This is a genomic window from Roseomonas sp. KE0001, from assembly GCF_016107285.1.
Classification (GTDB): domain Bacteria; phylum Pseudomonadota; class Alphaproteobacteria; order Acetobacterales; family Acetobacteraceae; genus Pseudoroseomonas.
Genome location: NZ_RCVQ01000008.1, coordinates 124,149 through 150,203 on the forward strand (window position 1 = coordinate 124,149; position 26,055 = coordinate 150,203).

General features: G+C 73.8%; 25 protein-coding genes. 9 read left to right on the top strand and 16 right to left on the bottom strand.

All coding sequences use genetic code 11. The features are described from left to right. The first annotated feature begins 57 nt into the window (after positions 1 to 57). From aroC to D9598_RS16320, 3 genes are all read left to right on the top strand, one after another. Entirely contained in the window at positions 58 to 1,164 is a 1,107-nt protein-coding gene (aroC, locus tag D9598_RS16310; RefSeq protein ID WP_198367599.1) for a chorismate synthase, read from the top strand. Positions 1,165 to 1,301: 137 nt separating this feature from the next. After that, positions 1,302 to 2,549, top strand: coding sequence for a hypothetical protein (locus tag D9598_RS16315; protein ID WP_198367600.1), 1,248 nt, complete (start codon positions 1,302 to 1,304; stop codon positions 2,547 to 2,549). A gap of 145 nt (positions 2,550 to 2,694) precedes the next feature. Then, the gene (locus tag D9598_RS16320) at positions 2,695 to 2,844 is read left to right on the top strand and encodes a peptide chain release factor 1 (protein ID WP_198367601.1); all 150 of its coding nucleotides are present in this window, start codon (positions 2,695 to 2,697) and stop codon (positions 2,842 to 2,844) included. A 126-nt stretch (positions 2,845 to 2,970) separates the two neighbouring features. On the opposite strand, the gene D9598_RS16325 is transcribed toward D9598_RS16320, so the two are convergent. Then, the gene (locus D9598_RS16325; RefSeq protein WP_198367602.1) at positions 2,971 to 3,711 is read right to left on the bottom strand and encodes a TlyA family RNA methyltransferase; all 741 of its coding nucleotides are present in this window, start codon (positions 3,709 to 3,711) and stop codon (positions 2,971 to 2,973) included. Positions 3,712 to 3,974: 263 nt separating this feature from the next. On the opposite strand from D9598_RS16325, the gene ispH reads away from it, so the two are divergent. Both ispH and hpnH read left to right on the top strand, forming a co-directional pair. Further along, complete coding sequence (gene ispH, locus D9598_RS16330; RefSeq protein WP_198367603.1) at positions 3,975 to 4,988, top strand: 4-hydroxy-3-methylbut-2-enyl diphosphate reductase; 1,014 nt, start codon at positions 3,975 to 3,977, stop codon at positions 4,986 to 4,988. Between the two features lie 83 nt (positions 4,989 to 5,071). Continuing rightward, the gene (gene hpnH, locus D9598_RS16335) at positions 5,072 to 6,304 is read left to right on the top strand and encodes an adenosyl-hopene transferase HpnH (protein ID WP_198367604.1); all 1,233 of its coding nucleotides are present in this window, start codon (positions 5,072 to 5,074) and stop codon (positions 6,302 to 6,304) included. Here hpnH and D9598_RS16340 read toward each other — a convergent pair. The 6 genes from D9598_RS16340 to hpnA all read right to left on the bottom strand — a co-directional run bounded on the left by D9598_RS16340 (position 6,245) and on the right by hpnA (position 12,951). Then, on the bottom strand, positions 6,245 to 6,913 hold the full coding sequence (locus D9598_RS16340) for a hopanoid-associated phosphorylase (RefSeq protein WP_198367605.1): 669 nt from the start codon (positions 6,911 to 6,913) through the stop codon (positions 6,245 to 6,247). The genes hpnH and D9598_RS16340 overlap by 60 nt on opposite strands. 27 nt (positions 6,914 to 6,940) lie before the next feature. Further along, positions 6,941 to 8,899 (bottom strand): squalene--hopene cyclase, encoded by a 1,959-nt coding sequence (gene shc / locus D9598_RS16345; protein ID WP_198367606.1) that lies wholly within the window; start codon positions 8,897 to 8,899, stop codon positions 6,941 to 6,943. 86 nt (positions 8,900 to 8,985) lie between these two features. Further along, positions 8,986 to 9,852 (bottom strand): presqualene diphosphate synthase HpnD, encoded by an 867-nt coding sequence (gene hpnD, locus D9598_RS16350; protein ID WP_198367607.1) that lies wholly within the window; start codon positions 9,850 to 9,852, stop codon positions 8,986 to 8,988. Further along, on the bottom strand, positions 9,849 to 10,736 hold the full coding sequence (gene hpnC, locus D9598_RS16355; protein WP_198367608.1) for a squalene synthase HpnC: 888 nt from the start codon (positions 10,734 to 10,736) through the stop codon (positions 9,849 to 9,851). The genes hpnD and hpnC overlap by 4 nt, the downstream gene beginning before the upstream one ends. After that, positions 10,733 to 11,911 carry a glycosyltransferase gene (locus D9598_RS16360; protein WP_198367609.1) on the bottom strand — a complete coding sequence of 393 codons (1,179 nt, stop codon included), beginning with the start codon at positions 11,909 to 11,911 and terminating at the stop codon, positions 10,733 to 10,735. Before D9598_RS16360 ends, hpnC begins: the two co-directional genes overlap by 4 nt. Beyond that, a complete protein-coding gene (gene hpnA / locus D9598_RS16365) occupies positions 11,908 to 12,951 on the bottom strand; it encodes a hopanoid-associated sugar epimerase (RefSeq protein WP_198367610.1) in 1,044 nt (347 codons plus the stop codon). The genes D9598_RS16360 and hpnA overlap by 4 nt, the downstream gene beginning before the upstream one ends. A 198-nt stretch (positions 12,952 to 13,149) precedes the next feature. Here hpnA and D9598_RS16370 point away from each other — a divergent pair, with 198 nt between their 5' ends. Further along, positions 13,150 to 13,815, top strand: a complete 666-nt coding sequence (locus D9598_RS16370) for an ABC transporter substrate-binding protein (protein WP_198367611.1) — start codon at positions 13,150 to 13,152, stop codon at positions 13,813 to 13,815. A 27-nt stretch (positions 13,816 to 13,842) separates the two neighbouring features. Here the strand turns inward: D9598_RS16370 and D9598_RS16375 are convergent, their stop codons facing one another. Genes D9598_RS16375 through D9598_RS16405 form a run of 7 tightly spaced genes read right to left on the bottom strand, consistent with a single transcriptional unit; the run spans position 13,843 to position 21,550 of the window. Next, positions 13,843 to 14,571, bottom strand: coding sequence for a VacJ family lipoprotein (locus D9598_RS16375; RefSeq protein ID WP_198367612.1), 729 nt, complete (start codon positions 14,569 to 14,571; stop codon positions 13,843 to 13,845). Then, positions 14,568 to 17,162, bottom strand: a complete 2,595-nt coding sequence (locus D9598_RS16380) for an MMPL family transporter (RefSeq protein WP_198367613.1) — start codon at positions 17,160 to 17,162, stop codon at positions 14,568 to 14,570. The genes D9598_RS16375 and D9598_RS16380 overlap by 4 nt, the downstream gene beginning before the upstream one ends. A gap of 43 nt (positions 17,163 to 17,205) precedes the next feature. Beyond that, on the bottom strand, positions 17,206 to 19,176 hold the full coding sequence (gene dxs / locus D9598_RS16385; RefSeq protein WP_198367614.1) for a 1-deoxy-D-xylulose-5-phosphate synthase: 1,971 nt from the start codon (positions 19,174 to 19,176) through the stop codon (positions 17,206 to 17,208). Further along, positions 19,176 to 20,102 carry a polyprenyl synthetase family protein gene (locus D9598_RS16390; protein WP_198367615.1) on the bottom strand — a complete coding sequence of 309 codons (927 nt, stop codon included), beginning with the start codon at positions 20,100 to 20,102 and terminating at the stop codon, positions 19,176 to 19,178. The genes dxs and D9598_RS16390 overlap by 1 nt, the downstream gene beginning before the upstream one ends. A 4-nt stretch (positions 20,103 to 20,106) precedes the next feature. After that, positions 20,107 to 20,355, bottom strand: coding sequence for an exodeoxyribonuclease VII small subunit (locus D9598_RS16395; RefSeq protein ID WP_198367616.1), 249 nt, complete (start codon positions 20,353 to 20,355; stop codon positions 20,107 to 20,109). 26 nt (positions 20,356 to 20,381) lie between these two features. Beyond that, positions 20,382 to 21,311 carry a histone deacetylase family protein gene (locus D9598_RS16400; protein WP_198367617.1) on the bottom strand — a complete coding sequence of 310 codons (930 nt, stop codon included), beginning with the start codon at positions 21,309 to 21,311 and terminating at the stop codon, positions 20,382 to 20,384. Beyond that, positions 21,308 to 21,550 carry a sulfurtransferase TusA family protein gene (locus D9598_RS16405; protein WP_198367618.1) on the bottom strand — a complete coding sequence of 81 codons (243 nt, stop codon included), beginning with the start codon at positions 21,548 to 21,550 and terminating at the stop codon, positions 21,308 to 21,310. The genes D9598_RS16400 and D9598_RS16405 overlap by 4 nt, the downstream gene beginning before the upstream one ends. Before the next feature lie 202 nt (positions 21,551 to 21,752). Between D9598_RS16405 and D9598_RS16410 the strand changes: the two genes are divergently transcribed. The 3 genes from D9598_RS16410 (at position 21,753) to kdgD (ending at position 24,547) form a co-directional block, all read left to right on the top strand. Further along, complete coding sequence (locus tag D9598_RS16410) at positions 21,753 to 22,592, top strand: shikimate 5-dehydrogenase (protein WP_198367619.1); 840 nt, start codon at positions 21,753 to 21,755, stop codon at positions 22,590 to 22,592. Continuing rightward, complete coding sequence (locus D9598_RS16415) at positions 22,576 to 23,517, top strand: ROK family protein (protein WP_198367620.1); 942 nt, start codon at positions 22,576 to 22,578, stop codon at positions 23,515 to 23,517. Before D9598_RS16410 ends, D9598_RS16415 begins: the two co-directional genes overlap by 17 nt. A 97-nt stretch (positions 23,518 to 23,614) precedes the next feature. Beyond that, positions 23,615 to 24,547, top strand: a complete 933-nt coding sequence (gene kdgD / locus D9598_RS16420; RefSeq protein WP_198367621.1) for a 5-dehydro-4-deoxyglucarate dehydratase — start codon at positions 23,615 to 23,617, stop codon at positions 24,545 to 24,547. Positions 24,548 to 24,643: 96 nt separating this feature from the next. Here kdgD and D9598_RS16425 read toward each other — a convergent pair whose 3' ends face one another. Next, entirely contained in the window at positions 24,644 to 25,402 is a 759-nt protein-coding gene (locus D9598_RS16425; RefSeq protein WP_198367622.1) for an HpcH/HpaI aldolase/citrate lyase family protein, read from the bottom strand. A 109-nt stretch (positions 25,403 to 25,511) separates the two neighbouring features. After that, positions 25,512 to 26,015, bottom strand: a complete 504-nt coding sequence (locus tag D9598_RS16430; protein WP_232477323.1) for a PadR family transcriptional regulator — start codon at positions 26,013 to 26,015, stop codon at positions 25,512 to 25,514. Positions 26,016 to 26,055: the final 40 nt, after the last annotated feature.

Sequence of the window (26,055 nt, forward strand, 5' to 3'; positions counted from 1 at the left end):
CCGGGTCCCGATCCCGCATAACCGGCGGCTTCCCGCCAACTGCCGGTGTCCCTACCCATGTCGCACAACAGCTTCGGCCATCTCTTCCGCGTCACGAGCTGGGGCGAGAGCCATGGTCCGGCGATCGGCGGCGTGGTGGATGGCTGCCCGCCCGGCCTGCCGCTGAGCGAGGCCGATATCCAGCCCTTCCTCGACCGCCGCCGCCCCGGCCAGTCGAAGTTCGTCACCCAGCGGCAGGAGGCGGATCAGGTCCGCATTCTCTCCGGCGTCTTCGAGGGGCTGACCACCGGCACGCCGATCAGCCTGCTGATCGAGAACACCGATCAGCGCAGCAAGGATTACGGCGAGATCCGCGACCGCTTCCGGCCGGGCCATGCCGACCTCGCCTACCACCTCAAATACGGCGTGCGGGACTATCGCGGCGGCGGCCGCGCCTCGGCGCGGGAGACGGCGGTGCGCGTCGCCGCCGGGGCCATCGCCCGCAAGGTGCTGGGGTCCGGAGTGAGCATCCGGGGCGCGTTGGTGGGCCTGGGGCCGCTCGGCATCGACCGCGCCCGCTTCGACTGGGCCGAGGTCGGGCGCAACCCCTTCTTCTGCCCCGATCCGGCCGCCGTGCCGCTGTGGGAGGAGAAGCTCTCCGCCGTCCGCAAGGCCGGCAGCAGCCTGGGCGCGATGATCGAGGTGGTGGCCGAGGGGCTGCCGCCGGGCCTCGGCGCGCCGCTCTACGGCAAGCTCGATGCCGAGATCGCGGCGGCGCTGATGAGCATCAACGCGGTGAAGGGCGTCGAGATCGGCGAGGGTTTCGCCAGCGCCGCGCTGGATGGCGAGGCGAATGCGGACGAGATGCGCATGGGCGCGGACGGCGAGGTGGCGTTTCTCTCCAACCATGCCGGCGGCATCCTGGGCGGCATTTCCACCGGCCAGCCCGTCGTTGCCCGCTTCGCCGTCAAGCCGACCTCGTCGATCCTGACGCCGCGCCGCTCGGTGGACCGGTTCGGGGAGGAGGTGGAGGTGCTGACGAAGGGCCGGCACGATCCCTGCGTCGGCATCCGCGCCGTGCCGGTGGGCGAGGCCATGCTGGCCTGCGTCCTGGCCGACCACCTGCTGCGCCACCGCGCGCAGAATCCCGACGCGCCCGGCCGCCCCCGCCTGCCGCGCAACTAGGGCGGGCTCCTCCCGGCGCCACCCGGGCCCGCCGCTCACAATCGCGTGCGCGGGGCGGCCGGCGGTCTGCTCCCTGTCCTCCGGGTGCCATCCGGGACGTTACCATCCGGCCAGATCAACAGACCGGAATCCCATTGATGCCGCTTGCCGCCGCCCTGACCGACGCGGTGATCGCCGAGGCGGGCCAGCATCCGGAGGCGACCGCCGCCGAACTCTGCCGGGATCTGCGGGACCTGGCTGGCGCCGAACACTGGTCCCGACGCATGGCGGATCTGGCCGGGCTGGCCCGCCCGCGCTCCTGGACGGCCCGCGCGGCGCAGCGACGGCACGCGCTGGAACTGCTCCTGGACCGTCTCTCCGGCCCCGGTGAGGCCCCCGCTCCGAACCAGGCGGAGCAGGCGGTCCTCGCCCTGGCGCGCGAGGCGGTGCGGCTGGCCGACAGCCTGCCCAGGGCCGCGCGGGGCCGCCTGCGCGACCGGCTGCTGGCCGGCCTGGCCGGCGAGGCCACGCTGATCCCCCTGTTCCACCTGCTGCGCGAGGCGGGGCGGCAGCGCGCGCGCGGCTTCGAGGTGCGCTTCTCCGGCCTGATCGACGGGACGCCGCACGACCTGCTGCTGCGGCGCGACGGCGCCGAGGCGGAACTCGCCTGCCTCACTCTCTCGGCCGAGGCCGGGCAGCCGGTGCAGCATGGCCATTGGTGCGCCCTGATGGACGGCATCAACCCGGACCTGCAGACCTGGCTGGCGGCGCATCCCGGCCGCTACCTGCTGAAGATGACCCTGCCCTCGGGGCTGCGCGGGCCGGAGGACGTGGCCGGCCTGCAGCGGCAGGTCAGCGCCCTGCTGGCGGCGCAGAAACGGCAGGACCATTCCGAGGCGGCGGTGCTGAAGCTCGACCCGCTGGTCCTGGCCGGCGCCCGGGCCAGCGCGCAGGGGCTGCCGGAGCGGCTGCGCAGCCTCTTCGGCCCGGAGGCGCATCTGGCCGTCACCGCCGATCCCGGCGGCGGCAGCGTCTTCGTCATGGCCGCCCGGGCGGGGCAGGAGGACGGCGTGGCCGCCGCCGCCGCCGCCGCCCTGGAGCGTGCCGTGGCCGAGCGGCTGGAAGGCCGCCGCCCGGGCATCCTGGCGCTCTTCCTGGACGATATCGAGCGGCATCGCTGGCTGGAGCTGCGGCAGAGCCTGGCGCTGGAGAGCGCGGTCCGGCGGATCTTCACCCGGCCCGATGTCAGCGCCCGCCTGGTCGCCGCCAGTTGCGCCACCCGGATGGAGCTGTTCGGGCCGTCGCGGCCGGATGAGGAGGATGAGGGGGAACTCCGCTTCCGCAACCCGGCGCATCTCGCCGCCCGCTGCGAGGCGCTGCTGCCGGCCATCCGCTCCACCGTCTAGAATTCCGTCGATTCCTCACCCAGATGACAGCATCGTGAGCGCCGCCGCGGGCCGCGCGGAAAAGTTTTGTCGCAGTGCTGACACTTTTGGAGGCATGCTGCGTTGCAGAAGTCCCGTAACAGCCGCGCCCCAGGATCAAGGCCCGATGTCGGAACGTGACATGGATGCCAAGCTGGCGGAGCTTGACCGCCTGCTGAACGACCCCGAGGTCCAGATGGACCCGCATCGGGTATGGTCGCTGTTGCAGGAGATTTCCGGCGCGCAGAAGGGCAAGACCGCCCGGGCCGCGGCCTAGAGCAGATCCCGATCCGGTGGAATCACCGGAGCGGGCGAAGATGCTCGCAGAGACAAATGGCCGAATCGTTTGCCGTGAGCCGGTGCGAACGGCAGACGCTCGAGAAGGGCAGCGCAGGACGCGGCCTCACGCGTCCCGGCGCGCCGCGATCAGGAACTCGCGGTTTCCCTCCGGGCCCAGGATGGGACTCGGCTCCACGCCCAGTACCCGCCAGCCCGGCAGGCCCTCCCACCAGCCCCGTACCCGGTCGCAGACCTCCTGGTGCACCGCCGGGTCCCGCACCACGCCGCCTTTGCCGACCTTCTCCGGCCCGGCCTCGAACTGCGGCTTGATCAGCGCCACCGCCCAGGCCTCCGGCGCCGCCAGGCCGAGCGCCGCCGGCAGCACGGTGGACAGGCCGATGAAGCTGGCGTCGCAGACCACGATTCCCGGCGCCTCCGGCACCAGCCCGGCGTCGAGTCGCCGGGCATTGGTCTTCTCCAGCACCACGACGCGCGGGTCGCTGCGCAGCTTCCAGGCCAGCTGGCCGTGCCCGACATCGACCGCGTAGACCCGTGCCGCGCCGCCCTGCAGCAGCACGTCCGTGAAGCCGCCGGTCGAGGCGCCGACATCGACCGCGACGCGCCCGGCGGGGTCGAGCGCGAAATGGGACAGGGCATGGGCCAGCTTCATGCCGCCGCGGCTGACCCAGGGGTGCTCCTGCCCCTTCACCTCCAGCGGCGTGTCCTCCGCCACCGGCTGGCCCGGCTTGTCGATCCGCCGCGTCTGCGAGAACACCTTGCCCGCCATGATCAGCGCCTGCGCCCGGGCACGCGATTCGACCAGCCCGCGCTCGACCAGGGCGACGTCGGCTCGCTGCTTCGGCATGATGGCTTCCTCTCCTGGCCGGCGCGCGCCCGGCCGCGGCGCGCTTCCGGGAATCTCCGGCGGAGGGGGTTTCCGACGGGACGGCGCGTCAGGCAAGCTTCACCTCGCGAAACTGCCATTGGGCGATCCGGCGGATGCTCCATAGTGTCCGCGGGCGTCGCTGCCCGTCAGGACCGCCCACCGGAACGCCCATTGGGACGCCTACTGGGAACGCCTACTGGGAACGCCCACTGGGGACGCCTACTGGGGACGAAGGATACCGCATGCGTGTCTTGCTGGCCCAACCGAGAGGATTCTGCGCGGGGGTCGTCCGCGCCATCGACATTGTCGAGCGCGCGCTGGAGCGCTTCGGGGCGCCGGTCTATGTGCGGCATGAGATCGTGCACAACCGGCACGTGGTCGAGGACCTGCGGCGCAAGGGCGCGGTCTTCGTGGACAGCCTCGACGCGGTGCCGGACGGCGCCGTCACCATCTTCAGCGCCCATGGCGTCGCCCGTTCGGTCACCGCGGCGGCGGCGGCGCGCGGCCTGCCGGTGCTGGACGCGACCTGCCCGCTGGTCGCCAAGGTGCATGTCCAGGCGCGGCGCTACCTGGCCCTGGGGCGGGTGGTCGTGCTGATCGGCCATGCCGGCCATGCCGAGGTGGAGGGCACGCTCGGGCAGGCCGGGGCGGGGGAGCGCATCCACCTGGTGCAGGACGCCGGCGAGGCGGCGCGGCTCGATCTGCCGCGCGACACGCCGCTCGCCTATGTCACCCAGACCACGCTGAGCGTCGATGACACGCGCGGCATCATCGAGGTGCTCGCCGCCCGCTTCCCGCGGCTGGAAGGCCCGGACGTGAGCGACATCTGCTATGCCACGCAGCATCGGCAGAGCGCGGTCCGGGATCTCTGCCGCGAGATCGACCTGCTGCTGGTCGTCGGCAGCCCGAGCAGTTCCAATTCCAACCGGCTGCGCGAGATCGGCCTGGAGCTGGGCCTGCCCAGCCACCTCCTGCCCGACGGCGCGGCGCTCGACCCGGCCTGGCTGGAGGGCGTGGCGACGGTGGGGCTGACCGCCGGCGCCTCGGCGCCGGAGGCGCAGGTGCTGGATGTGCTGGACGCGTTGCGCCGCCATGTCGAGGTTGAAGTCGTGCCGATGTCTGGTATCCGTGAGGATGTCGAGTTCCGTCTGCCCTCCGCGTTGCGGAAGCCGGCCGGGGCGGCGCCGGGACGGTCGGCCCCGCCCGTGACCGGTCCGCCCGTGACCGGCCCGCGGGTCCGGCCGGACGTCCGGTGAGCCGGACGGGCCGGCAGGACACTGAAATCAGCCCCTGGCGTCCCGGCCTGCCAATCGCCGGTTCGCGCCGAAGGAGAGAGTCTTTGGGAATTCCATTGCGTCAGGCCGCCCGGATCGGCACCTACCTGATGCGCCAGCACCTCTCGGGCCGCAGGCGCTACCCGCTGGTGCTGATGCTGGAGCCGCTGTTCCGCTGCAACCTCGCCTGTGCCGGCTGCGGCAAGATCGACTATCCGGCCGAGATCCTGAACCAGCGCCTCTCCTACGAGGACTGCATGCAGGCGATCGACGAATGCGGCGCGCCCGTCGTCTCCATCGCCGGCGGCGAGCCGCTGCTGCACAAGGAGATGCCGCAGATCGTGCGCGGCTTCCTGGAGCGGAAGAAGTTCGTCATCCTGTGCACCAACGCACTGCTGCTGGCCAAGAAGATCGACGACTACGAGCCCAGCGAGGCCTTCACCTGGTCCATCCACCTGGATGGCAACGAGGCGATGCACGACAAGTCGGTCTGCCAGGCGGGCGTCTACGACAAGGCCGTGGAGGCGATCCGGCTGGCGAAGTCGAAGGGCTTCCAGGTCAGCATCAACTGCACGCTCTTCAACGACGCCGACCCGGCCGAGACGGCTGCCTTCTTCGACGAGATGACGGCGCTGGGGCTGAACGGCATCACCGTCTCGCCCGGCTACGCCTATGAGCGCGCGCCGGACCAGCAGCACTTCCTGAACCGGCAGAAGACCAAGGAGCTGTTCCGCGGCATCCTGGCGCGCGGCCGCGGCGGCAAGGCCTGGCCCTTCACCCAGTCGCGCATGTTCCTGAACTTCCTGGCCGGCAACGAGAGCTACCACTGCACGCCCTGGGGCAACCCGACGCGCACCGTCTTCGGCTGGCAGAAGCCCTGCTACCTGCTGGGCGAGGGCTATGCCGCGACCTTCCGGGAGCTGATGGAGGACACGGCCTGGGACAGGTACGGCGTCGGCAACTACGAGAAATGCGCCGACTGCATGGTCCATTCCGGCTTCGAGGCCTCGGCGGTCAAGCACATGGTGACCAATCCGGTGAAGGCGCTGGCGGTGACGCTGGGCGGCATCCGCACCGAGGGGCCGATGGCCGCCGACATCCCGATCGACCACCAGCGCCCGGCCGAATACGTCTTCTCCGGCCATGTCGAGCGCAAGCTGGCCGAGATCCGCACCACGCGGCCGGCGGCGGGCGGCAACCGCCCGCGCGTCACGCGCCGCGCCGCCTCAGGGGATGCCTCAGGGGCTGGGGAAGCGGGCGGCGAGGCCGGCGCCGGCCCGGCGGTGGCCGCGCAGTAGCGCGCGGAAGGCGCGCTCCGCCTCCCAGCCGGTGCGGATCAGCGCCGGCAGCTGCCACGGCGCGGCGGCGAGGGCGCGCAGCACGGCTGGCAGGTCGGTCCCGCCATCCGGCCGCATCCCGACCCGCGCCGCCGGCGGCAGGCTCCGCCCGGCCGCGTCCGACACCACCCGCGCCACCGCCAGCGGCAGGCCATGTCGCGCCGCGACCCGCGCCGCGACATGCGATTCCATGTCCACCGCCAGCGCGCCTGTCGCCGCATGCAGCGCGGCCTTCTCCGCCGCCTCGGCCACCATGGTGTCCCGCCCCAGCACCGTCCCCACCACCGCCCCGGGCAGCCGGCCCAGCAGCCGGTCGGCCCAGGCGGAGTCGGTCCCCGTCTCCCGCGCCGCCTCGCGCACCGCCCGGCCCACCACCCAGTCGCCCGGCGCCAGACCCGGCGCCAGCGCGCCGGCGATGCCGATGCTGATGACGCCGCGCGCCGCCGCCGCCCCGCGTTCCGCCGCCGCCTCCAGTGCCACCGCGTCGCCGCCGCCGGTCAGGACGAGGTGGCCGGGCGCCGCCAGGATGCGCGCCTCACGCCGCAGGCCGGTGAGGATGAGCAGGGTCATGGCGGTCAGGGATGCGCGGGCGCGCCCCTACATGCCCTGTGCCACGCGCCGCGTGTTGCTGCCGCGCAGGTTGCGGTAGCGCGCCAGGGCCCAGAGGGGGAAGAACTTCGGGTAGCCGTGGTAGCGCAGGTAGAAGACCCGCGGAAAGCCGCCGCCGGTGTAGCTCTCCTCCGGCCAGAGCCCGCCGGCGTCGCGGTTCCGCTGCAGCCAGCCGATGCCGCGCGCCACCGCCGGATCGTCCACCCGCCCCGCCGCCATCAGGCCCAGCAGGGCCCAGGCCGTCTGCGAGGCCGCCGAGGGCGCCGGCTCGTAGCCCCGATAGTCCAGCCTGTAGCTGCGGCAATCCTCGCCCCAGCCGCCATCCGGATTCTGGATGGCGGCCAGCCAGTCCGCCGCGCGCCGCACGGGCGCGGCCTCCGGCGCCAGGCCGGCGGCGTTCAGGGCGCAGAGCGCCGACCAGGTGCCGTAGATGTAGTTCACGCCCCAGCGCCCGAACCAGCTGCCATCCGCCTCCTGCTCGCCCTCCAGGCAGGCCAGGGCGGCGCGCATCCGCGGGCTGTCGGCCGGCTCGCCGAGCTGCGCCAGCATGCTGACGCAGCGGGCGGTGACATCGGCCGTGGGCGGGTCGAGCAGGGCGCCGTGGTCGGCGAAGGGGATGTTGTTCAGGTGGTGGTGCGTGTTGTCGGCATCGAAGGCGCCCCAGCCGCCATTGCGGCTCTGCAGCCCCGCCGTCCACTCGACGGCGCGCTCGATCGCCGTGTCATGCGCCGCCGTGCCGTCCCGCCGGCGGGCCCGGTCGAGCGCCATGACGACCACGGCGGTGTCGTCGAGGTCGGGATAATGGGCGTTGCGGTACTGGAAGGCCCAGCCGCCGGGCCGGACCCCCGGCCTCCGCTCGGCCCAGTCCCCCCTCACCTCCAGCTCCTGCAGCGGCTTCAGCCAGGCGAGGCCCCGCGTGGCGGCGGCCTCGGCGGCCGGGCCGCCGACCTCCATCAGCGCGTGGCTGGCCAGGGCGGTGTCCCAGACCGGCGAGACGCAGGGCTGGCAATAGGCCTCCTCCCCGCGGATCACGAGCAGCTTCTCGATGGCGCGGCGGGCGGTGGCGCGCTCGGGGTGCTCCGGCGGATAGCCCAGCGCGTCGTACATCATCACCGCGTTGGCCATGGCGGGGTAGATGGCGCCCAGCCCGTCCTCGCCGTTCAGCCGCTCGCGCACGAAGTCCAGGCAGCGGGCGATGGCCCGGCGGCGCAGCACCCGGGGCCAGAGCGGCTCGGCCGAGCGCAGCGCGCGGTCGAGCCCGTTGAAGAACAGCGCCCAGCCCCGGTGCTGGTGCTCCGCCACCCAGCGCCGCGCCGCCCGCCCCTCGGCGAAGAGCTCCGGCACATGCACGCCGCGGGGATTGCGCGCCTTCCGGCGCAGCGCCGCCAGTACCAGCAGCGGCGCGACGACGGTGCGCGCCCAGTAGGACATGCGCGAGAGGTGAACCGGGAACCAGCGTGGCGCCAGGATCAGCTCGACCGGCATGACCGGCACGCGCGACCACGGGATCTCGCCGTACTGCGCCAGCAGGATATGGGTGAAGACATTGCTGGCCCCGGCGCCCCCGGCGGCGAGGATCGCCGCGCGCGCGCGCGCCATGTGCGGCGCCTCCGGGCTGTCGCCGATCATCTTCAGGCAGAAATAGGCCTTCACCGAGGCGCTGACATCGAACGCCCCGCCATGGAACAGCGGCCAGCCGCCATCCTCGCCCTGGATGCGGCGAAGGTAGTTGCCGATGCGGCGCTCAAGATCACGATCCTCCGCCTCGCCGAGGTAGTGGCGCAGCAGGACGTACTCCGAGGGGATGGTGGCATCGGCCTCCAGCTCGAAGATCCAGTGGCCATCGGCGCGCTGCTGCCGCAGCAGGGCCTCCGCCGCGTCCTGGATCTCCGCCTCCAGCGCATCCGGCTCCCGGGCGGCGGCACATGCAAAGACGGCGTCGTTCATGGTGCCGCCATTCTCCGCCCCTGTGCGCCGCCGGGCAAGCGGCGAAGCCCACGCCTGGCGATCAAGCCCGGGTCATTCCGCACGCGTCACCGCATCAGCCAGCAGCGCGCCACCAGCGCGAGCAGGCGCGGCTTGCCGATGCGGACGCGGCGGCGCGGCGGCGCCCAGCCGGCGGCGCGCATGTCCCGCAGCAGGGCGCTGTAGACCGCCTGCATCAGCCGCGGCGCCAGCAGCCGGCCGCGCGGGCGGCCGCGCAGCAGCCGGTCGGCGGTGGCGAAATACGCTTCGGCGCGCCCGGCGAGGACGCGGCAGGCGGCCTCCACCCGGGCATCGGCGAGCACCGTGGCGGGGTCGTCCGACTCGATACCCGCCTGCCGCAGAAGCTCGGCCGGCAGGTAGAGGCGGCCGATGGCGGCGTCCTCGTCGAGGTCGCGCAGGATGTTGGTGAGCTGCAGCGCCCGGCCGAGATCCCGCGCCAGGGCCAGGCCCGGAGCCTCCTCCATGCCGAAGACGCGGGTGGAGAGGCGGCCGACGGCGCTGGCCACGCGGTCGCAGTAGAGGTCGAGCGTGGCCTCGTCCGGGGCGCGGAGATCGGCCTCGACATCCATCGCCATGCCGTCGATCACCGCCAGGAAGTCGGCCTGCCGCAGCCCGAAGTCGCGCACCGCCGGGGCCAGGAAGGCGGCACGCCCCGCCGGCGCCCCTGCGTAGAGCGCCGCCAGATCGGCGCGCCAGCGGTCGAGCTCCCTGGCGCGGAGGGCGCGCGGGCGGGTGCCGTCATCGGCGATGTCGTCCACCTGCCGGCAGAAGGCGTAGATGGCGAACATCGCCTCGCGCTCGCGCCGGGGCATCAGCCGCATGGCGGCGTAGAAGGAGCTGCCGCTGACCTGGGCGCGCAACGCCTCGGCCTCCGGCACCGCCTGCAGCGGCAGGGCACCGCCCCCGGCGCTCATTCGGGCCGCGCCCGCGGGCCGGGGAGGGCGGGGCCCAGCCGCCGCGCCAGGCGCCCCGCCAGCACGCCGAGCGCGCCACGGGCGGCGAGGGCCGCGGCCTCGGCCTTGCGGTGATGCACCTGCTCGCCCAGCGGATCGCGCCGCCGCAGCCGCGCGGCCAGATCCTCCGCCAGGGTCTGGATGACACCCACCTCCAGCGCCAGCCGCCGGTCGGCGATGCCGGCGGCGAAGCCGCGCGCGCCGGCCAGCAGGCCCTGCGCGCGCTCCGCCAGCCCGGCGAGGGCTAGGCGCAGCGCCGGGCTGGCCTGGGCCAGGGCGAGATCCCCGACCGGCGCGCCCGCCGCCGCCAGGGCATCGGCCGGCAGGTAGACGCGGTCCAGCATCCGGTAGTCCTTGCCGCAATCCTGCAGGTGGTTGATGACCTGGAGCGCGGCGCAGAGCGCGTCGTTGGCCGGCCAGAGGTGGCGCGACTCGCCGTGCAGATCGAGCACGAAGCGCCCGACGGGCGCGGCGGACCAGCGGCAGTAGTCCATCAGCTCCGCCCAGTCCGCGTAGCGCCGCTGCGTCACGTCGCGGCGGAAGGCCACCAGCAGGTCCAGCGCGTGCTGCGGGGAGAGGCCGCGCGGCGCCAGCGCCCGCCGCAGCGCCGCGCCCTCGGGGCTCGCGGCCTCCTCGCCCCTCAGCCCGGCCTCCATCCGCGCCAGCGCGGCGAGCTTCTCCGCCTCCCCCGCCTCCGGGTGGTCGGCGATGTCGTCGGCGGCGCGGGCGAAGCGGTAGAAGGCCAGGATCGCCGGGCGCAGCTCCGGCCGCACCAGCCGGGAGGCGACGGGGAAGTTCTCGTCCCCGCTGCCCTTGCCCGAGGCGAAGTCGCCGCCGCCGCTCATGCCCGCCCCGCCATGGCCTGCGCCCGCCCCTTCCACAGGCCGCCCCGGCCGCGCCAGACGTCGATCGCCGATCGCAGGGTGAAGAGCGCGTAGGCGGCGCCGATCGCCGGCAGGGCCAGGCCCCAGAGCGGCGAGACGCGGTAGAAGCGCAGCATCGGCTGGAAGGCGAGGGCCATGAGCAGCCAGGCGGCCAGGCCCAGCAGGCGGGGCAGCCCCGCCCCGGCCAGCGCCAGCAGCGGCGGCGCCAGATAGGTGAGCACCATGCCGAGCAGCGTAGCCGCCAGCAGCCAGGGCGAATAGCCGAGTTGGGCATAGGCCGAGCGCGATACCATCCGCCCGATCTCGCCGATGCCGCCATAGGGGCGGAGGCTGCGCGCGCGGTCGGTCAGGCCGAGCCAGATGGGCCCCTGCCGCTTCAGCGCCCGGCCGAGCGCGCAGTCGTCGATGATCTCGCCCCGGATGGCGGCGATGCCGCCCGCGCGCTCCAGCGCCTCGCGCCGCACCAGCATGCAGCCGCCCGCCGCCGCCGCCACCCGGCCGGGCCGCGAGACCCATTCGAAGGGGTAGAGCATCTGGAAGAAGAAGACGAAGGCCGGGATCAGGAAGCGCTCGGCCGGGGTGACGCAGGACAGCCGCGCCATCAGCGACACCAGGCTCAACCCGTCCCGCTCCGCCCGCGCCACCAGGGCACGCAGCGTGTCGGGCGCATGGCCGATATCGGCATCGGTCAGCCAGAGATAGCGCGGCGCCTCCCCGGTCTCCGCGATGCCCCTCATGACGGCCTGGGCGATTCCCTGGTGCTGGGCCCAGATCTTGCCGGTCCAGCCCGGCGGCGGCGGCGCGCCCCCGATCAGGACGAGCCGCTCCGGCCGGGGCGTGGCCGCCGCCGCCTGCCGCGCCACCGCCGCCGTGCCGTCGCTGCTGCCGTCATCGACCAGTACCACCCGGAACGGTCCCGGGTAGTCCTGCCGCAGCAGGCCCGCCACCGCGCGCGCGATGACATCCGCCTCGTCCCGCGCCGGCACCACGGCGACAACCCCGGGCCAGGAGGCGGGCGGCGGCGCGGCGGCGCCACGGTCGTCGCGCTGACGCGCCCGCCAGAAGCCGCCGCGCGCCAGCAGCAGCCCGATCCAGATCGCCAGGCTCAGCAGGCCGAGGAGGAGGGCGGGGCTCATGCGAGGTAGCCGGCGACGCGGAACCAGGCCAGGGCATCGGCCACGCCCTGCCGCCACGGGCGGTGGCGGTAGCCCAGCTCCCGCTCCGCCCGGGCCGAGGTGAAGAACATGCGGTGGCGCGACATGCGCAGCCCGTCCAGGGTCAGCAGCGGCTCCCGGCCGGTCAGCCGCGCCATGGCCTCGGCGCCGAGGGCCAGCGGGTAGAGCGGCGCGCGCGGCAGGCCGATGCGCGGCGCCCGCCGCCCGGTGAGGCCGGCGACGCCCGCCAGGAACTCGCGCAGCGACAGGTTCTCGCCGCCCAGGATGTAGCGCTCGCCGATCCGCCCCCGCTCCAGCGCCAGCACGTGCCCCTCGGCGATATCGTCGACATGGGCGAAGTTCAGCCCGGTGTCCACGAAGGCGGGAATGCGCCCGCGCGCGGCGTCGAGGATGATGCGGCCGGTCGGCGTCGGCCGGATGTCGCGCGGCCCGATCGGCGTGGAGGGATTGACGATGACCGCCGGCAGGCCGTCCCGCGCCACCATGGTCTCGACCAGCCGCTCGGCCAGGGTCTTGCTGCGCTTGTAGGCGCCGATCGCCTCCTCCGGCCGGAGCGGCGCCGTCTCGTCCACCGGCGCGGCCGCGCCCGCCACCTTCAGCGCCGCCACGCTGCTGGTATGGACGATCCGCTCCACGCCCGCCGCCAGCGCCATCCGCATCAGGTGGCCGGTGCCCTCGACATTGGCGCGCAGGATCTCCGCCGGGTCGCGTGCCCAGAGGCGGTAGTCGGCGGCGACATGGAACAGGTGGCGCACGCCGCGCAGCGCCGCGGCGAGGGAGGCCGGATCGCCCAGGTCGCCCAGCACCACCTCGCAATCGACCTGATCGAGATTGGACCGCGGGCTGCCGGGGCGGGCCAGGACGCGGGGCCGGACGCCCCGCGCGGCCACCGCGCGCAGCACCGCCGAGCCGAGGAAGCCGGTCGCCCCGGTGACCAGCACCGTGTCGCCGGGCGCGAGAAGAATGGGGTTGGCAGGGTTGGGCGCGGGGGGGGCATGCATCGTGTCGGACCTCCGGCGCCTTCAGGGCCTTCGCCGCCGCGGGCGGGTCGCCCCCCGGTCGCCCCTTGGCGGCGCGAGGCGCGACAGGACCTCTAAACGGCATGCCACCGCTTTCGTCAATCGAGCCGCCCGGCTTGCGGCCGCCGGCCGGCCGCGCCACCTGGGCGGGAACCCACCCGACCGCCGGAAGGATCGCCCATGCCGCGCCGCGCCCCGCCGATGTCTCCCAGCCCCGCCCCTGGCCGCCGGGGGCTGCTGGCCGCCGCGCCGGGCCTGGCCCTGGCCCTGGCCCTGGCCCCGCCCCTGGCCCGGCCGGCCCTGGCGCAGGGAGGATCGCCGGCGGCGGTGGTCGAGCGCTATCACGCCGCCCTGCTGGAGGTGATGCGGCAGGCCGACCGGCTGGGCCCGCGGGGCCGCCAGGCCCGGCTGAAGCCGGCGATGGAGGCGGCCTTCGACCTGCCGGCGATGACCCGCATCGCCATCGGGCCGGGCTGGAGCCGCATGACCCCGGCGCAGCAGGCGGCGCTGACCGAGGCCTTCTCGGACTGGTCGGTGGCGACCTATGCCAGCCGCTTCAACGGCTGGTCGGGCGAAAGCTTCTCGGTCCTGGGCGAGAGCGCGCTGCGCAATGGCGACCGCATGCTGCGCACCCGCATCGACCGCCCGCGCGAGGCGCCGGTGGAGCTGGGCTACCTGATGCGCGAATCCGGCGGCGGCTGGCGCATCGTCGATGTCTATCTTACCGGCAGCATCAGCGAGCTGGCCTCCCGCCGCTCGGAATTCGGCGCCCTGCTGGCCGAGGGCGGGCCCGACCGGCTGGCGGCGGAGCTGCGCGCCCGCACGGCGCGGATGCTGGGCGGGTAGAACGGATCCGTCTCCCCGGCGGCGCCGTCAGGGCGCGGCGCCGGGATCGTCCAGCCCGGGATCGTCCAGCACCGCCGGCATCGCCCCCTCGCCTGCGCCATCCCCGCCGAGTTCGGCGGCGCGGTTCTGCTGCCACAGGCTGCGCAGCCGGGCATAGGGGTCGAGCGAGCCTTCGCGCACCTCCCGCAGCGCCTCGATGTTGCGCTCGCGCTGATCGAGCCCCTCGGCGCCACCGCGCGCCAGGGTCCATTCCAGCGGCACCAGCCAGTTCAGCGGATTGGTCAGCACATCGCCCGCCTGCCCCACCGCGTCACGCGCGTTCGAGGGGCCGAGCAGCGGCAGCATCAGATAGGGTCCGTCGCCTATCCCCCAGCTGTGCAGGGTCTGCCCGAAATCGCCCTGGCGCCGCGGCAGGCCGAGCGGCGCCGCGACCTCGAACAGCCCCACCAGGCCCAGCGTGGAATTGAGGACGAAGCGCATCGCCGTGTGGCCGGCATCGGCGAGGCGCGCCTGCAGCAGCGTGTTCACGAAGACACGCGGCTCCTGCAGGTTTCCGAGCGCGTTGTGCACCGCCTGCCGGACCGGCGCCGGCGTGACGGCGCGGTAGCCCTTGGCCAGGGGCAGGATCGCCGCGCGGTCCACCGCCTCGTTGACCGCAAAGACCCGGCGGTTCGTCGCCTCCAGCGGATCGCCCCCGGTGCCGCCGGCGGCGCAGGCACCGAGGCCGAGCAGCAGCAGCGCGGCGCCGGCCCTCATGCGGCGGGCGGCCGGGCCAGCAGCGCCGGGCGGACGAAGAGGGTGACGAGCAGCTCCCAGCCGAGCGAGATCATCAGCAGCCGCCCCATGCTGGCGGTGCCGGGATGGCTCGACAGCCAGAGCGCGCCGAAGGCGACCGCCGTGGTGAGGGCGCTGAACACCACCGCCCGGGTCAGGCTCGATTGCAGCAGGTCGGTCTCGCCGGCGCGCCAGGCCATGACGAAATAGATGTTGAAGGCCACGCCCACGCCGAAGAGCAGCGGCAGGGCGATGATGTTGGCGAAGTTCAGCGGCAGGCCGAGCGCCGCGCAGGTGGCGAAGGTCAGCAGCCCGCTCAGCAGCACCGGCAGCATGGTCAGCGTCACGTCGCGCGCGCGCCGCAGCGCCAGCGCCAGCAGCGCCACCACCGCCAGGGCGGAGAAGAGCCCGGCCTGGAGGAAGGCCGTGACGATGCTGGCCCCCGCCTCGCGGATCGAGATTGGTACCCCCGTCGCATCCGCCGCGACGCGCTGGACCGCGTCGGAGAAGGCGATCAGCGCGGCATTGTCCTCCACGCCGGGCCGGGGGTGGGCCTCCACGCGGTAGCGCCCGTCGCGGGCGATCCAGTCGGCGGCCAGGGCAGGCGGCAGGCTTTCCACCGTCACCGGCCCCGCCTGCAGCAGGCCGCGGATCTGATCCAGCAGGAGGGGCAGCGGTCCGGCCACCGCCGCCTCCGCCCGCCCGCGCATCTCGGGCGTGGCCGCCGCCAGGCGCTCCAGCGCGGCGGCGAGGCGGCGCGCGGCCTCGCCCGCCTCGCCACTGGCCTCTCCCCGCCGCAAGGCCGCCGCGGCCGATTCCAGGCGCGCCCGCAGGGCCGCATCCGTCGCCGGCGGCACCGGCGGGGCCTCCAGCGCCGGCCCCAGGAACATCGCCGCATCCGCGATCAACGCCAGCTTCTCGTCCTGCCGCGCCGGCACGAAGTCGGCCAGCGTCAGGGTGCGGGACACCTCGGGCAGCCGCGCCAGCCGCTCGCCCAGCGCCCGGGCCTCGGCCAGCGAGGGGCGCAGGACGCTGATCGTGTTCGGCGTGCGGTCCGGATCGGCTTCCAGGTCGCGCAGGGTCGCCATGGATTCCACCCGCTCGCTGCGCAGGTGCAGCGGGTTGAAATCGAAGCGCAGCAGGGGCAGCAGGGCGAGGGACAGCGCGGCGAGGGCCAGGGCCGCGCCCAGCACGCCACGGCGCCGGCGGCGCAGGAAGGCCTCGACCGGCGCCAGGCTGGCGAAGCCCGCCTCCGCCCGCCCGGCACGGCGCGGCCGCAGCAGCACCAGCAGGGCCGGCAGCAGGGTGATGCTGAGCGCGAAGGCGATCATCATGCCGAGACCGGCGATGAGGCCCAGCTCGGCCAGGCCGATGTAGCTGGTCGGCAGGAAGGCGAAGAAGCCGGCACCGATGGCGGCCGCCGAGAGCAGCAGCGCGCGGCCCACGCCGCGCCCCGCCGCCGCCAGCGCCGCCTCGTCCCGCGCATGGCCGAGCCGCTCGGCGCGGTAGCGGACGCTGAACTGGATGCTGAAATCGATCCCCAGCCCGACGAAGAGGGGGATGAAGGCGACCGAGATCAGGTTGAAGCGCCCCGCCGCCAGCAGGCCGAGCCCGGCGGTGATCACCAGCCCGAGCAGGGTGGTTCCCAGGATGGCGGCGGCGATGCGAATGGAGCGCACCGCCAGCCAGAGGATGCCGACCAGCGCCGCCAGCATGGTGCCGGTGAGCAGCCAGGCATCCTCGGCGAGGGTCGCGAACTCCTCGTCGGCCATCGGGACCGGGCCGGTCAGGCGCAGGCTCAGCCCGTGCGCGGCGTCGATGCCGAGGTCGCGCGCCGTGTCGCGGATCGCCGCCGTCGCCGCGGCGCCGGGCTGCAGCGCCGCATAGTCCAGCACCGGCTGCACCAGCAGCACCCGCCGCGTCTGGCGCGGGCCGGGCGGCGCCTGGTCGAGCAGGGCGCGCCAGGAGAAGAAGGCCGGCCGCCCCGCCAGCACCGACTCGAAGGCGGCGGCGAGGCGCCGGAGGAGCGGAAGCGCCGCCCCTTGCGGCATCCCGCCCTGCTGCAGGCCCTGGGCCAGCGTGGCGACCAGGCCGGCCACGCCGTGCAGCGTGGGGTCCGCCGCCAGCGGCCCGAGGAAGGGCTGGGCCCGGATCAGCCCCTGCATCGCCGCCTCGACCTCCGGCAGGGGCAGCAGCAGCACGCCGTTGCGGACGAAGAAGTCATCGCCCTCCGGATCGCGGACGCTGGCCAGCAGCGCGTTCCGCCGCAGAGCAGGCTCCAGCCGGCGCGCCGCCGCCTCCGCCAGCTCCGGCGTGGCGCCGTCGATCACCACGACGACGAGGTTCTGCAGCTGCGGGAAGGCGGCGGCGTAGTCCAGCTCGCGCTGGCGCCAGTCGAGGTCGGTCGAGATCAGCTCGGCCGTGTCGGCGGTCAGCGCGAAATGCCGCGCGGCATAGGCGGCGGCCGCCAGGGCCAGCAGGACGGCGGCCAGGAGCACGAGCCACGGGTGCCGCGCGCTGGCGGCGACGACGCGGCCGATGCGCGAGGCCCGGGCGGGGCGGGAGTGCCTCAAGGCGGGAAAGCCTCAGCTGCGGATGCGGTGCGCGGCGGGGCGCTCAGGCCCGCGCCGCCGCCTGATCCTCGCCCAGCGCCCGGAGCGCGGTCTCGACGATGTCGCGCGCGGCGAGGCCGACGCCCTCATACTGCTTCTTCGGGCTGTCATGGTCGATGAAGGCATCCGGCAGGGCCATCGGCCGGATGCGCAGCCCGCCATCGAGCAGGCCGCGCCAGGCCAGGTGCTGCATCACCAGCGCCCCGAAGCCGCAGATGGAGCCTTCCTCGATGGTGATCAGCACCTCGTGCTCGCGCGCCAGGCGCTCGACCAGCGCGGTGTCCAGCGGCTTGGCGAAGCGGGCATCGGCGACGGTGCAGGGCAGCCCGCGCGCGGCCAGATCCTCCGCCGCCCTCAGGCATTCCTGCAGCCGCGCGCCATAGCTCAGGATGGCCAGCTTGCCGCCCTCGCGCAGCACGCGGCCACGGCCGATCTCCATCGGCGTGCCGCGCGCCGGCACCGGCTCCAGCCCGAAGCCCTCGCCGCGCGGGAAGCGCAGGGCGATCGGCCCCTCGTCGAAGGCGGCGGCGGTGGCGACCATGTGCGCCAGCTCCACCTCGTCGGCCGAGGCCATCAGCACCATCTGCGGGATGCAGCCGAGATAGGCGATGTCATAGGCCCCGGCATGGGTCGCGCCATCGGCGCCGACCAGCCCGGCGCGGTCGAGCGCGAAGCGCACCGGCAGGTTCTGCAGCGCCACGTCGTGCACCACCTGGTCGTAGGCGCGCTGCAGGAAGGTCGAGTAGATGGCGCAGAAGGGCTTCATGCCCTCCGTCGCCAGGCCGGCGGCGAAGGTGACGGCGTGCTGCTCGGCGATGCCGACATCGAAGGTGCGGCGCGGGAAGCGCTTCTCGAACAGGTCGAGCCCGGTGCCGGAGGGCATGGCGGCGGTGATCGCCAGGATGCGCTCGTCCGCCTCGGCCTCGGCGATCAGCGACTGCGCGAAGACCTTGGTATAGGTCGGCGGGCCGGGCGGCGCCTTGGCCTGGGTGCCGGTGACGACGTTGAACTTGGAGACGGCGTGGTACTTGTCGCTGGCCGCCTCGGCCGGGGCATAGCCCTTGCCCTTCTGCGTCACGACATGCAGCAGCACCGGCGCGCCCTCCTCCGCGTCGCGCAGGTTGCGCAGCAGCGGCAGCAGGTGGTCCATGTTGTGCCCGTCGATGGGGCCCACGTAATAGAACCCCAGCTCCTCGAAGAGGGTGCCGCCGGTCAGCATGCCGCGGGCGAACTCGTCGGCGCGGCGGGCGGCGCGCTCGAGCGGCGCGGGGAAGCGGCGGGCCAGCTTGGCCATCACCTCGCGCAGGCTGAGGAAGGGGCGCGACGAGATCAGCCGCGACAGATAGGCGGACATGGCGCCGACCGGCGGCGCGATCGACATGTCGTTGTCGTTCAGCACCACGATCAGGCGGGACTTGATCGCCCCGGCATTGTTCATCGCCTCGTAGGCCATGCCGGCGCTCATGGCGCCGTCACCGATCACCGCGATGACGTGGCGGTCGTCGCGCTGGCCGCCCTTGCGCTTGAGGTCGCGCGCCACCGCCATGCCGAGGCCGGCGGAGATCGACGTCGAGGAATGCGCCGCGCCGAAGGGATCGTATTCGCTCTCGCTGCGGCGGGTGAAGCCGGAGAGGCCGCCGCCCTGGCGCAGGGTGCGGATGCGGTCGCGCCGCCCGGTCAGGATCTTGTGCGGATAGGCCTGGTGGCCGACATCCCAGAGCAGCCGGTCGCGCGGCGTGTCGAAGATGGCATGGATGGCGACCGTCAGCTCGACCACGCCGAGGCTGGCACCGAGATGGCCGCCCGTTTGGCTGACCGCGTGGATGGTCTCGGCGCGCAGCTCGTCGGCGACCTGGCGGAGCTGATCGGCCGAGAAGTTCTTCAGGTCCGCGGGCACCCGCACGCGGTCCAGCAGCGGCGTCTTCGGCGGCTGGTTCGCTGCGGGAGCGGCGGGGGAAGCCGGGGCTTTCGTCATCACGACCTCCGGGCGATGGTGTAGCTGGCCAGCGAGCGCAGGGGATCGGCGCGCTCGCCGAAGCTGTCGAGATGCGCCCGCGCCTGGTCGGCCAGGCGCTCGGCCTGGGCGCGGGCGCGGTCGAGGCCGAGCAGGCCGACCAGCGTCGCCTTGCCCGCCGCCGCGTCCTTGCCGGTGGCCTTGCCGGCCTCCTCGGCGCTGGCCGTCGCGTCCAGGATGTCGTCGGCGATCTGGAAGGCGGCGCCGAGCTCCCGCCCATAGGCGCAGAGGGCGTGCCGCTGCTGCGACGGCGCCTTGCCGAGGATGGCCCCGGCCTCGGCCGAGACCTCGATCAGCTTGCCGGTCTTCAGCAGCTGCAGCCGGCCGATCGCGGCCTCGCTCGGTGGCTCCTGGCTCTCCTCGGCCAGCATGTCCAGCATCTGGCCGCCACACATGCCGCGCGGGCCGGCGGCCTGGGCCAGGCGCAGGCAGAGCTCGGCGCGCACGGCGGGGTCGGAATGCGTGTCCTCATGCGCCAGCACGGCGAAGGCCTGCGCCTGCAGCGCGTCGCCGGCCAGGATGGCGGTGGCCTCGTCGAAGGCCCGGTGGGTGGTGGGCTTGCCGCGGCGCAGGTCGTCGTCGTCCATCGCCGGCAGGTCGTCATGCACCAGGGAATAGGCGTGCAGCATCTCGATGGCGGCGGCGACGCGCAGCGCCGAGGTGCGCGAGACACCGAACTGCGCCGCCCCCTCCAGCACCAGGAAGCCGCGCATCCGTTTGCCGCCGCCGAGCGCGGCATAGCGCATGGCGGCATAGAGGCGGGCCTCCGCCCCCTCCTCGGCCGGTAGCAGCGTGTCCAGCGCGTGCTCGATCTCGGTGGCGGCGGCCTTCAGGAGCGTGGGCAGGCCGGCGGCGGCGACATTGGGTGCGGAGAGACCGGAGGACATGGGCTCAGGCCATGTCGCGCAGGCTGGCGGCGCCGTTCGGCCCGGCGACGATGGCCTGCACCTTCTGCTCCGCCTCGGCCAGCCGGGCCTCGCAATGGCGGCGCAGGGCGGCGCCGCGCTCGTAATCGGCGATGGCTTCCTCCAGCCTCGCCTGACCGCCCTCCAACCGCTTCACGATGGCATCCAGCTCGGCCAGGGCGGCCTCGAAGGACAGGGAGGCGACCTCCGGCGGCTCAGACGACGTATCGGACATGGGGCAGGAACCTCGGGGTACTGGTGTCAGTCGTGCATCAACGCACGCAGGTGGCCGGCGGTGCAGGAGGCCAGCGCCGGCAGATCATAGCCGCCTTCGAGCGTCGAGACGACCCGCCCACCGGCATGGCGGTCGGCGAGGCGGCAGATTTCCCCGGTCAGCCAGGCGAAATCGGCCTCGCGGACGCGGAGTTGCGCCAGCGGATCGCGGGCATGGGCGTCGAAGCCGGCGGAGATCACGATCAGCCCGGGCCGGAAGGCGTCCACCGCCGGCAGCAGCCGTTCCGCCCAGGCGGCGCGGAAGGCGGCACCGTCCGAACCCGGCGCCAGCTCGGCGTTGAAGACGTTCCCCACGCCGCGTTCCCCCTCCGCGCCGCTGCCGGGATAGCAGGGGAACTGGTGGCTGGAGGCGAAGAGAATGCTGGGGTCCTCCGCCACCGCCAATTGCGTTCCATTGCCGTGATGCACGTCGAAATCCAGGATGGCGACGCGCTCCACGCCATGCGCGGCCTGGGCGTGGCGGGCGGCGATGGCGGCATTGGCGAAGAGGCAGAAGCCCATCGGCCGGCGCGGCTCGGCATGGTGTCCGGGCGGCCGCACGGCGCAGAAGGCGCGCTTCACCTCGCCGCGGCAGACCGCGTCCACCGCCGCGATCCCGGCCCCGGCGGCGCGCAGCGCGGCCTCGGCGCTGCCGGCGCTCATGCCGGTGTCGCCGTCGAGGGGGACGATCTCCTCCCCGGCCGGCCGGATGGCCAGGATGGCGCGGATGTAGTCCTGCGGGTGAACCAGGCCGAGCTGGGCGGCGGTCGCGGGGGGCGCCTCCTCGCGGATCAGCCCGGCGAACTCCTCGGCCTCCAGCGCGGTCAGCACGGCGCGCAGCCGGTCCGCGCATTCCGGATGGTCGGGACCGTTGGAATGGTCCAGGCAGGCCCGATGGGTGACGAGCAGGAGGCTCATCCGGATGCCTTATCCTCCCGCTTGCGCAGCGTGAAGCGGTAGAGCCCGGCCGCCTCGCTGAAGGAGACCAGGGCATGGCCCGTCTCGCGGCTATAGGCCTGGAAATCCTTCACGCTGGCGGGGTCGGAGGCGAGCACCGTCAGCCGCGCCCCGGGCGGCAGGCCGCGCAGCACCTTGTTGGCCTTCAGCACCGGCAGGGGGCAGGTCAGGCCCTGCACGTCGAGGGTGGTTTCACTCATGCCGGGACTGGACCACCGGAGCCGGGCGGAAGCAAGCGCCGCCGCGTGAAGTCCCGACGCCTCCGCCGGCCTTCAAATCCCTGTCAACGCCGCCCTTCCTCCGGACACGGGATTCCTCCCCAGGCCGCCCGACCGGTGATAAGGCCGAAGGGATAGGCCGGCGGGGCAGTCCCGTGGCCGCAACGCGCCACGGAGGCCCTCAATGCTCCGCACCGTCAACCGCATCGGCAAGGATACCACGCTCTGCATGTCCCTGGCGGCGCGGCCGGGCAATTTCGGCACCCGCTTCCACAACCACCTCTACGCGGCGCTGGGACTCGACTACCTCTACAAGGCCTTCACCACCCGCGACCTGCCGGGGGCCATCGGCGGCATCCGGGCGCTCGGCATCCGCGGCTGCGCCGTGTCGATGCCCTTCAAGGAGGCCTGCATCCCCCTGCTGGACGCGCTGGCGCCCTCGGCGGCGGCGATCATGTCGGTCAACACCATCGTCAACACCGATGGCCACCTGGTCGGGCACAACACCGACTACGCGGCGGTGGCCGAGCTGCTGCAGCGGCACGGCGTGGCGCCGGAGACCCGCTTCGCGGCGCGCGGCAGCGGCGGCATGGCCAAGGCGGTGGTCTCGGCGCTGCGCGACAGCGGCTTCCGCCAGGGCACCGTCATCGCGCGGAACGCCGAGGCGGGGCGCGCCCTGGCGGAGGGCTGCGGCTATGGCTGGCGGGCCGGGCCGGAGGGGGCGTCGGGGGAACCGGCGGAGATGCTGGTCAACATCACCCCCATCGGCATGCAGGGCGGCCCGGAGGCCGAAGGCCTGGCCTTCCCCGGGGAGGCCATCGCCGCCGCCCGCATCGTCTTCGACGTGGTGGCCCTGCCGCCCGAGACGCCGCTGATCCGCGCCGCCCGCGCGGCGGGCAAGGCGGTGATCACCGGCGCCGAGGTGATCGTGCTGCAGGCCCTGCGGCAGTTCGTGCTCTACACCGGCGTCACGCCGGAGGCGGAGCAGGTGGCGGCGGCGGCGGCCTATGCCCGGGCCGGCTGATCCGGTGGCGGGCGGGCCGCGCGCGGGCCACCGGCTCGGCATCGACCTCGGCGGCACCAAGACGGAGATCGTGGCGCTGGACCCGGGTGGCGCCGTCCGGCTGCGCCACCGCATCGTCACGCCGCCGGATTATGACGGCATCCTCGCCGCCATCGCCGGGCTGGTGCGGGCGGCGGAGGCGGAGCTGGGCCAGGGCGGCGCCAGCCTCGGCCTCGGCATCCCCGGCAGCCTCAGCCCGGCCACCGGCCTGGTGCGCAACGCCAACACGCAGTGTCTGAACGGCCGCGCCCTGGATCGCGACCTGGAGGCGCGGCTCGGCCGCCCGGTGCGGCTGTCGAACGACGCCAACTGCCTGGCGCTGAGCGAGGCTGCCGATGGCGCCGGGGCCGGGCACGCGGTGGTCTTCGCCGTCATCCTCGGCACCGGTGTCGGCGGCGGGGTGGTGGTGGGCGGGCGCCTGCTGGAAGGGCTCAACAGGGTCGGCGGTGAATGGGGCCACACCCCCCTGCCCTGGATGACGCCCGGCGAGTTCCCCGGACCGCGCTGCTGGTGCGGCCAGCAGGGCTGCCTGGAGACGCTGCTCTGCGGCCCCGCCCTCGCCGCCGACTGGAAGGGTGCCGGCGCGCGCGATGCCACCGGCATCGAGGCCGCCGCCGCCGCGGGCGATGCCGCCGCCGCGGCCGCGCTGGAGCGCTACGTGGGCCGGCTGGCGCGGAGCCTGGCCGCCGTGGTCAACCTGCTGGACCCCGAGGTCATCGTGCTGGGCGGCGGCCTGTCCGGCCTGTCGCGGCTCTATGCCGAGGTGCCGGCGCGGGCCGCCGCGCATGTCTTCGGCGATGTCGCGCGGATGCGGCTGGTCCCGGCGCGGCATGGCGATTCCTCCGGCGTCCTCGGCGCGGCGCGGCTCTGGGACGGGGCCGGCTGAGGCCGGCGGCCCGCCGGGCCGGGCGACGGCGGATTTCCTCTCGACAATTAAATGTACGATGACATGATGAGAGGAGCGCATTTTGAAGGAATCCTCCATGTCCATGAGCCCCCAGGAGATGGCGCAGCGGATCGGCAGCGGCCTGCTGTCCTTCCCGGTCACCCACTTCACGCCCGAGCTCGCCTTCGACGAGGCGCCCTACCGCGCGCATGTCGGCTGGATGCTCGGCCATGGCCCGGCCGGGCTCTTCGCCGCCGGGGGCACGGGCGAGTTCTTCAACCTCTCCCCGGGCGAGATCGCCACGGTGGTGAAGGCCGCCGTGAGCGAGGTGGGCGGCAAGGTTCCCGTCATCGCGCCGGCCGGCATGGGCACCGCCATCGCGCAGGAACTCGCCGCCTCGGCCGAGGCGGCCGGCGCGGACGGCCTGCTGCTGCTGCCGAACTATCTGGTGAATTCCGAGCAGGATGGTCTCGCCGCGCATGTCGAGGCGGTGTGCCGGAGCACCCGGCTCGGCGTCATCGTCTACAACCGCGACAATGCCATCCTGAACGAGGACACGCTGGCGCGGCTTTGCGAGCGCTGCCCGAACCTGGTCGGTTTCAAGGATGGTGTCGGCGACATCGAGTTGATGACGCGCATCTACGCCAGGATGGGCGAGCGGCTGACCTATGTCGGCGGCCTGCCCACCGCCGAGACCTTCGCCCTGCCCTATCTGGAGATGGGCGTGACCACCTATTCCTCGGCGATCTTCAACTTCGTACCGGACTTCGCCAACGACTTCTACGCGGCGGTGCGGCGCAAGGACGCGGCGGCGGTGTATCAGGGCCTGCGCGACTTCGTGCTGCCCTACATCGCCCTGCGCAACCGGCGGAAGGGCTATGCCGTCTCCATCGTCAAGGCCGGCTGCGCCGCCGTGGGCCGCCCCGCCGGTCCCGTGCGCCCGCCGCTCACCGATCTCGACGCGGCGGAGATGGAGAAGCTGGAGGCGCTGATCGCCCGGCTGCCGAAGAGCCTGGCCCGCGCCGCCTGAGGTGGCTCCGGGGATGGCCCAAGGGGAAAGGCGCGGCCCTTCCCCTCGCGGCCGCCTTCGCCGACAGGGTGGCCGGGGAGAAGCCCCGGCCCCCGCTCAGCCCTTCGCCGTCGCCACCGCCGCCTTCGCCGCCGTCAGCAGGATGCCGCTGTCGTTGGAGATGGTGACGAGCTTGAAGCCCATGCCGATCATCTTCCGGGCATAGGCCGCGGTGCCGTTGTGCAGGCCGACGGCGATGTTGCGCTTGCCGCATTCCTCCAGCACGCGCTCGTAGATCTTGAGGATCTCCGGCTCCTCGCGGTCCAGCCGCGGCGCCAGCCCGTAGGACAGGCCGAGGTCCGAGGGGCCGATATAGACGCCGTCGACACCCGGCACGTCGAGGATCGCCGGGAGGTTGTCGATCGCCTCCTTGGTCTCGATCATCGGGATCACCGCGATGTCCTTGTTCGCGGTGTCGAAATAGGCGCCCGCCTCGCCATAGATCCCGGCGCGGATCGGGCCGAAGGAGCGCGTGCCCTCCGGCGGGTAGCGGCAGGAGGAGACCAGCTGGCGCGCCTGCTCCGGCGTGTTGACCATCGGGCAAATTACGCCCATGGCGCCGGCATCGAGGATCTTGCCGACGATGCCGGGCTCGTTCCATGGCACGCGGGCCATGGGCGTCACGCCGTGCGGCTGCATGCCCTGGAAGCAGCTCACGGCGGAGAGATAGTCCTGCACGCCGTGCTGCATGTCGACGGTGAGGCTGTCGAAGCCGGCCTGGGCCATGACCTCGGCGCTGTAGCCGTTGGGGATGGCCAGCCATCCGTTGACAAAGGCGCGGCCCTGCGCCCAGGCGTCCTTCAACTTGTTCGCCATGTTGGGATTCGTTTCCTTTCCGTTGTCTCACGCCGAGCGGAGAGGATCGACGCTAGGCCCCTCACCGGGAAGCGTCAACGCGGCGCCGGGCCGGCGGGCGCGAGACCGGTCAGGCCGGGGTTTCGCCGCTTTCCACCGCCCGCGCCGCCGCGTCCAGCAACGCCACCAGCCGCGCCACCTCGGTCTCCGGCAGCGCCCCCGACAACTCCCCCTGGGCCATGCGCAGGCGCAGCGCCAGGCGCAGGTTCTCCATGGCGCGCAGCAGCGGCGCCGGAGGTCCGCCGGCCCGGCGCGCGGCCAGCCGCTGGCGCAGCGCCGCCAGGGCCGCCGCCTCCGAGGACAGTTCGGCCCGGCCGGCCTCGGTCAGGGCGTAGGTCTTGCGGCCCTCGGCCTCGGTCACGCTGGCCAGGCCCATCTCCTCCAGCAGGGTCAGCGTCGGATAGATCACGCCGGGGCTCGGGCTGTACTCGCCGCCGAACTGCGCCTCGATGGCGCGGATCACGTCGTAGCCATGCCGGGGCTGCTCGGCGATCAGCGACAGCACCAGGAGGCGCAGCTCGCCCTGGTCGAAGCGCCGCCGCCGGCCGCCGCCGCCGCGATGCGGGCCGTGCATTCCCCTCGTCTCGCCGAAGGGGTGGTCGGGGCGCTGCCGG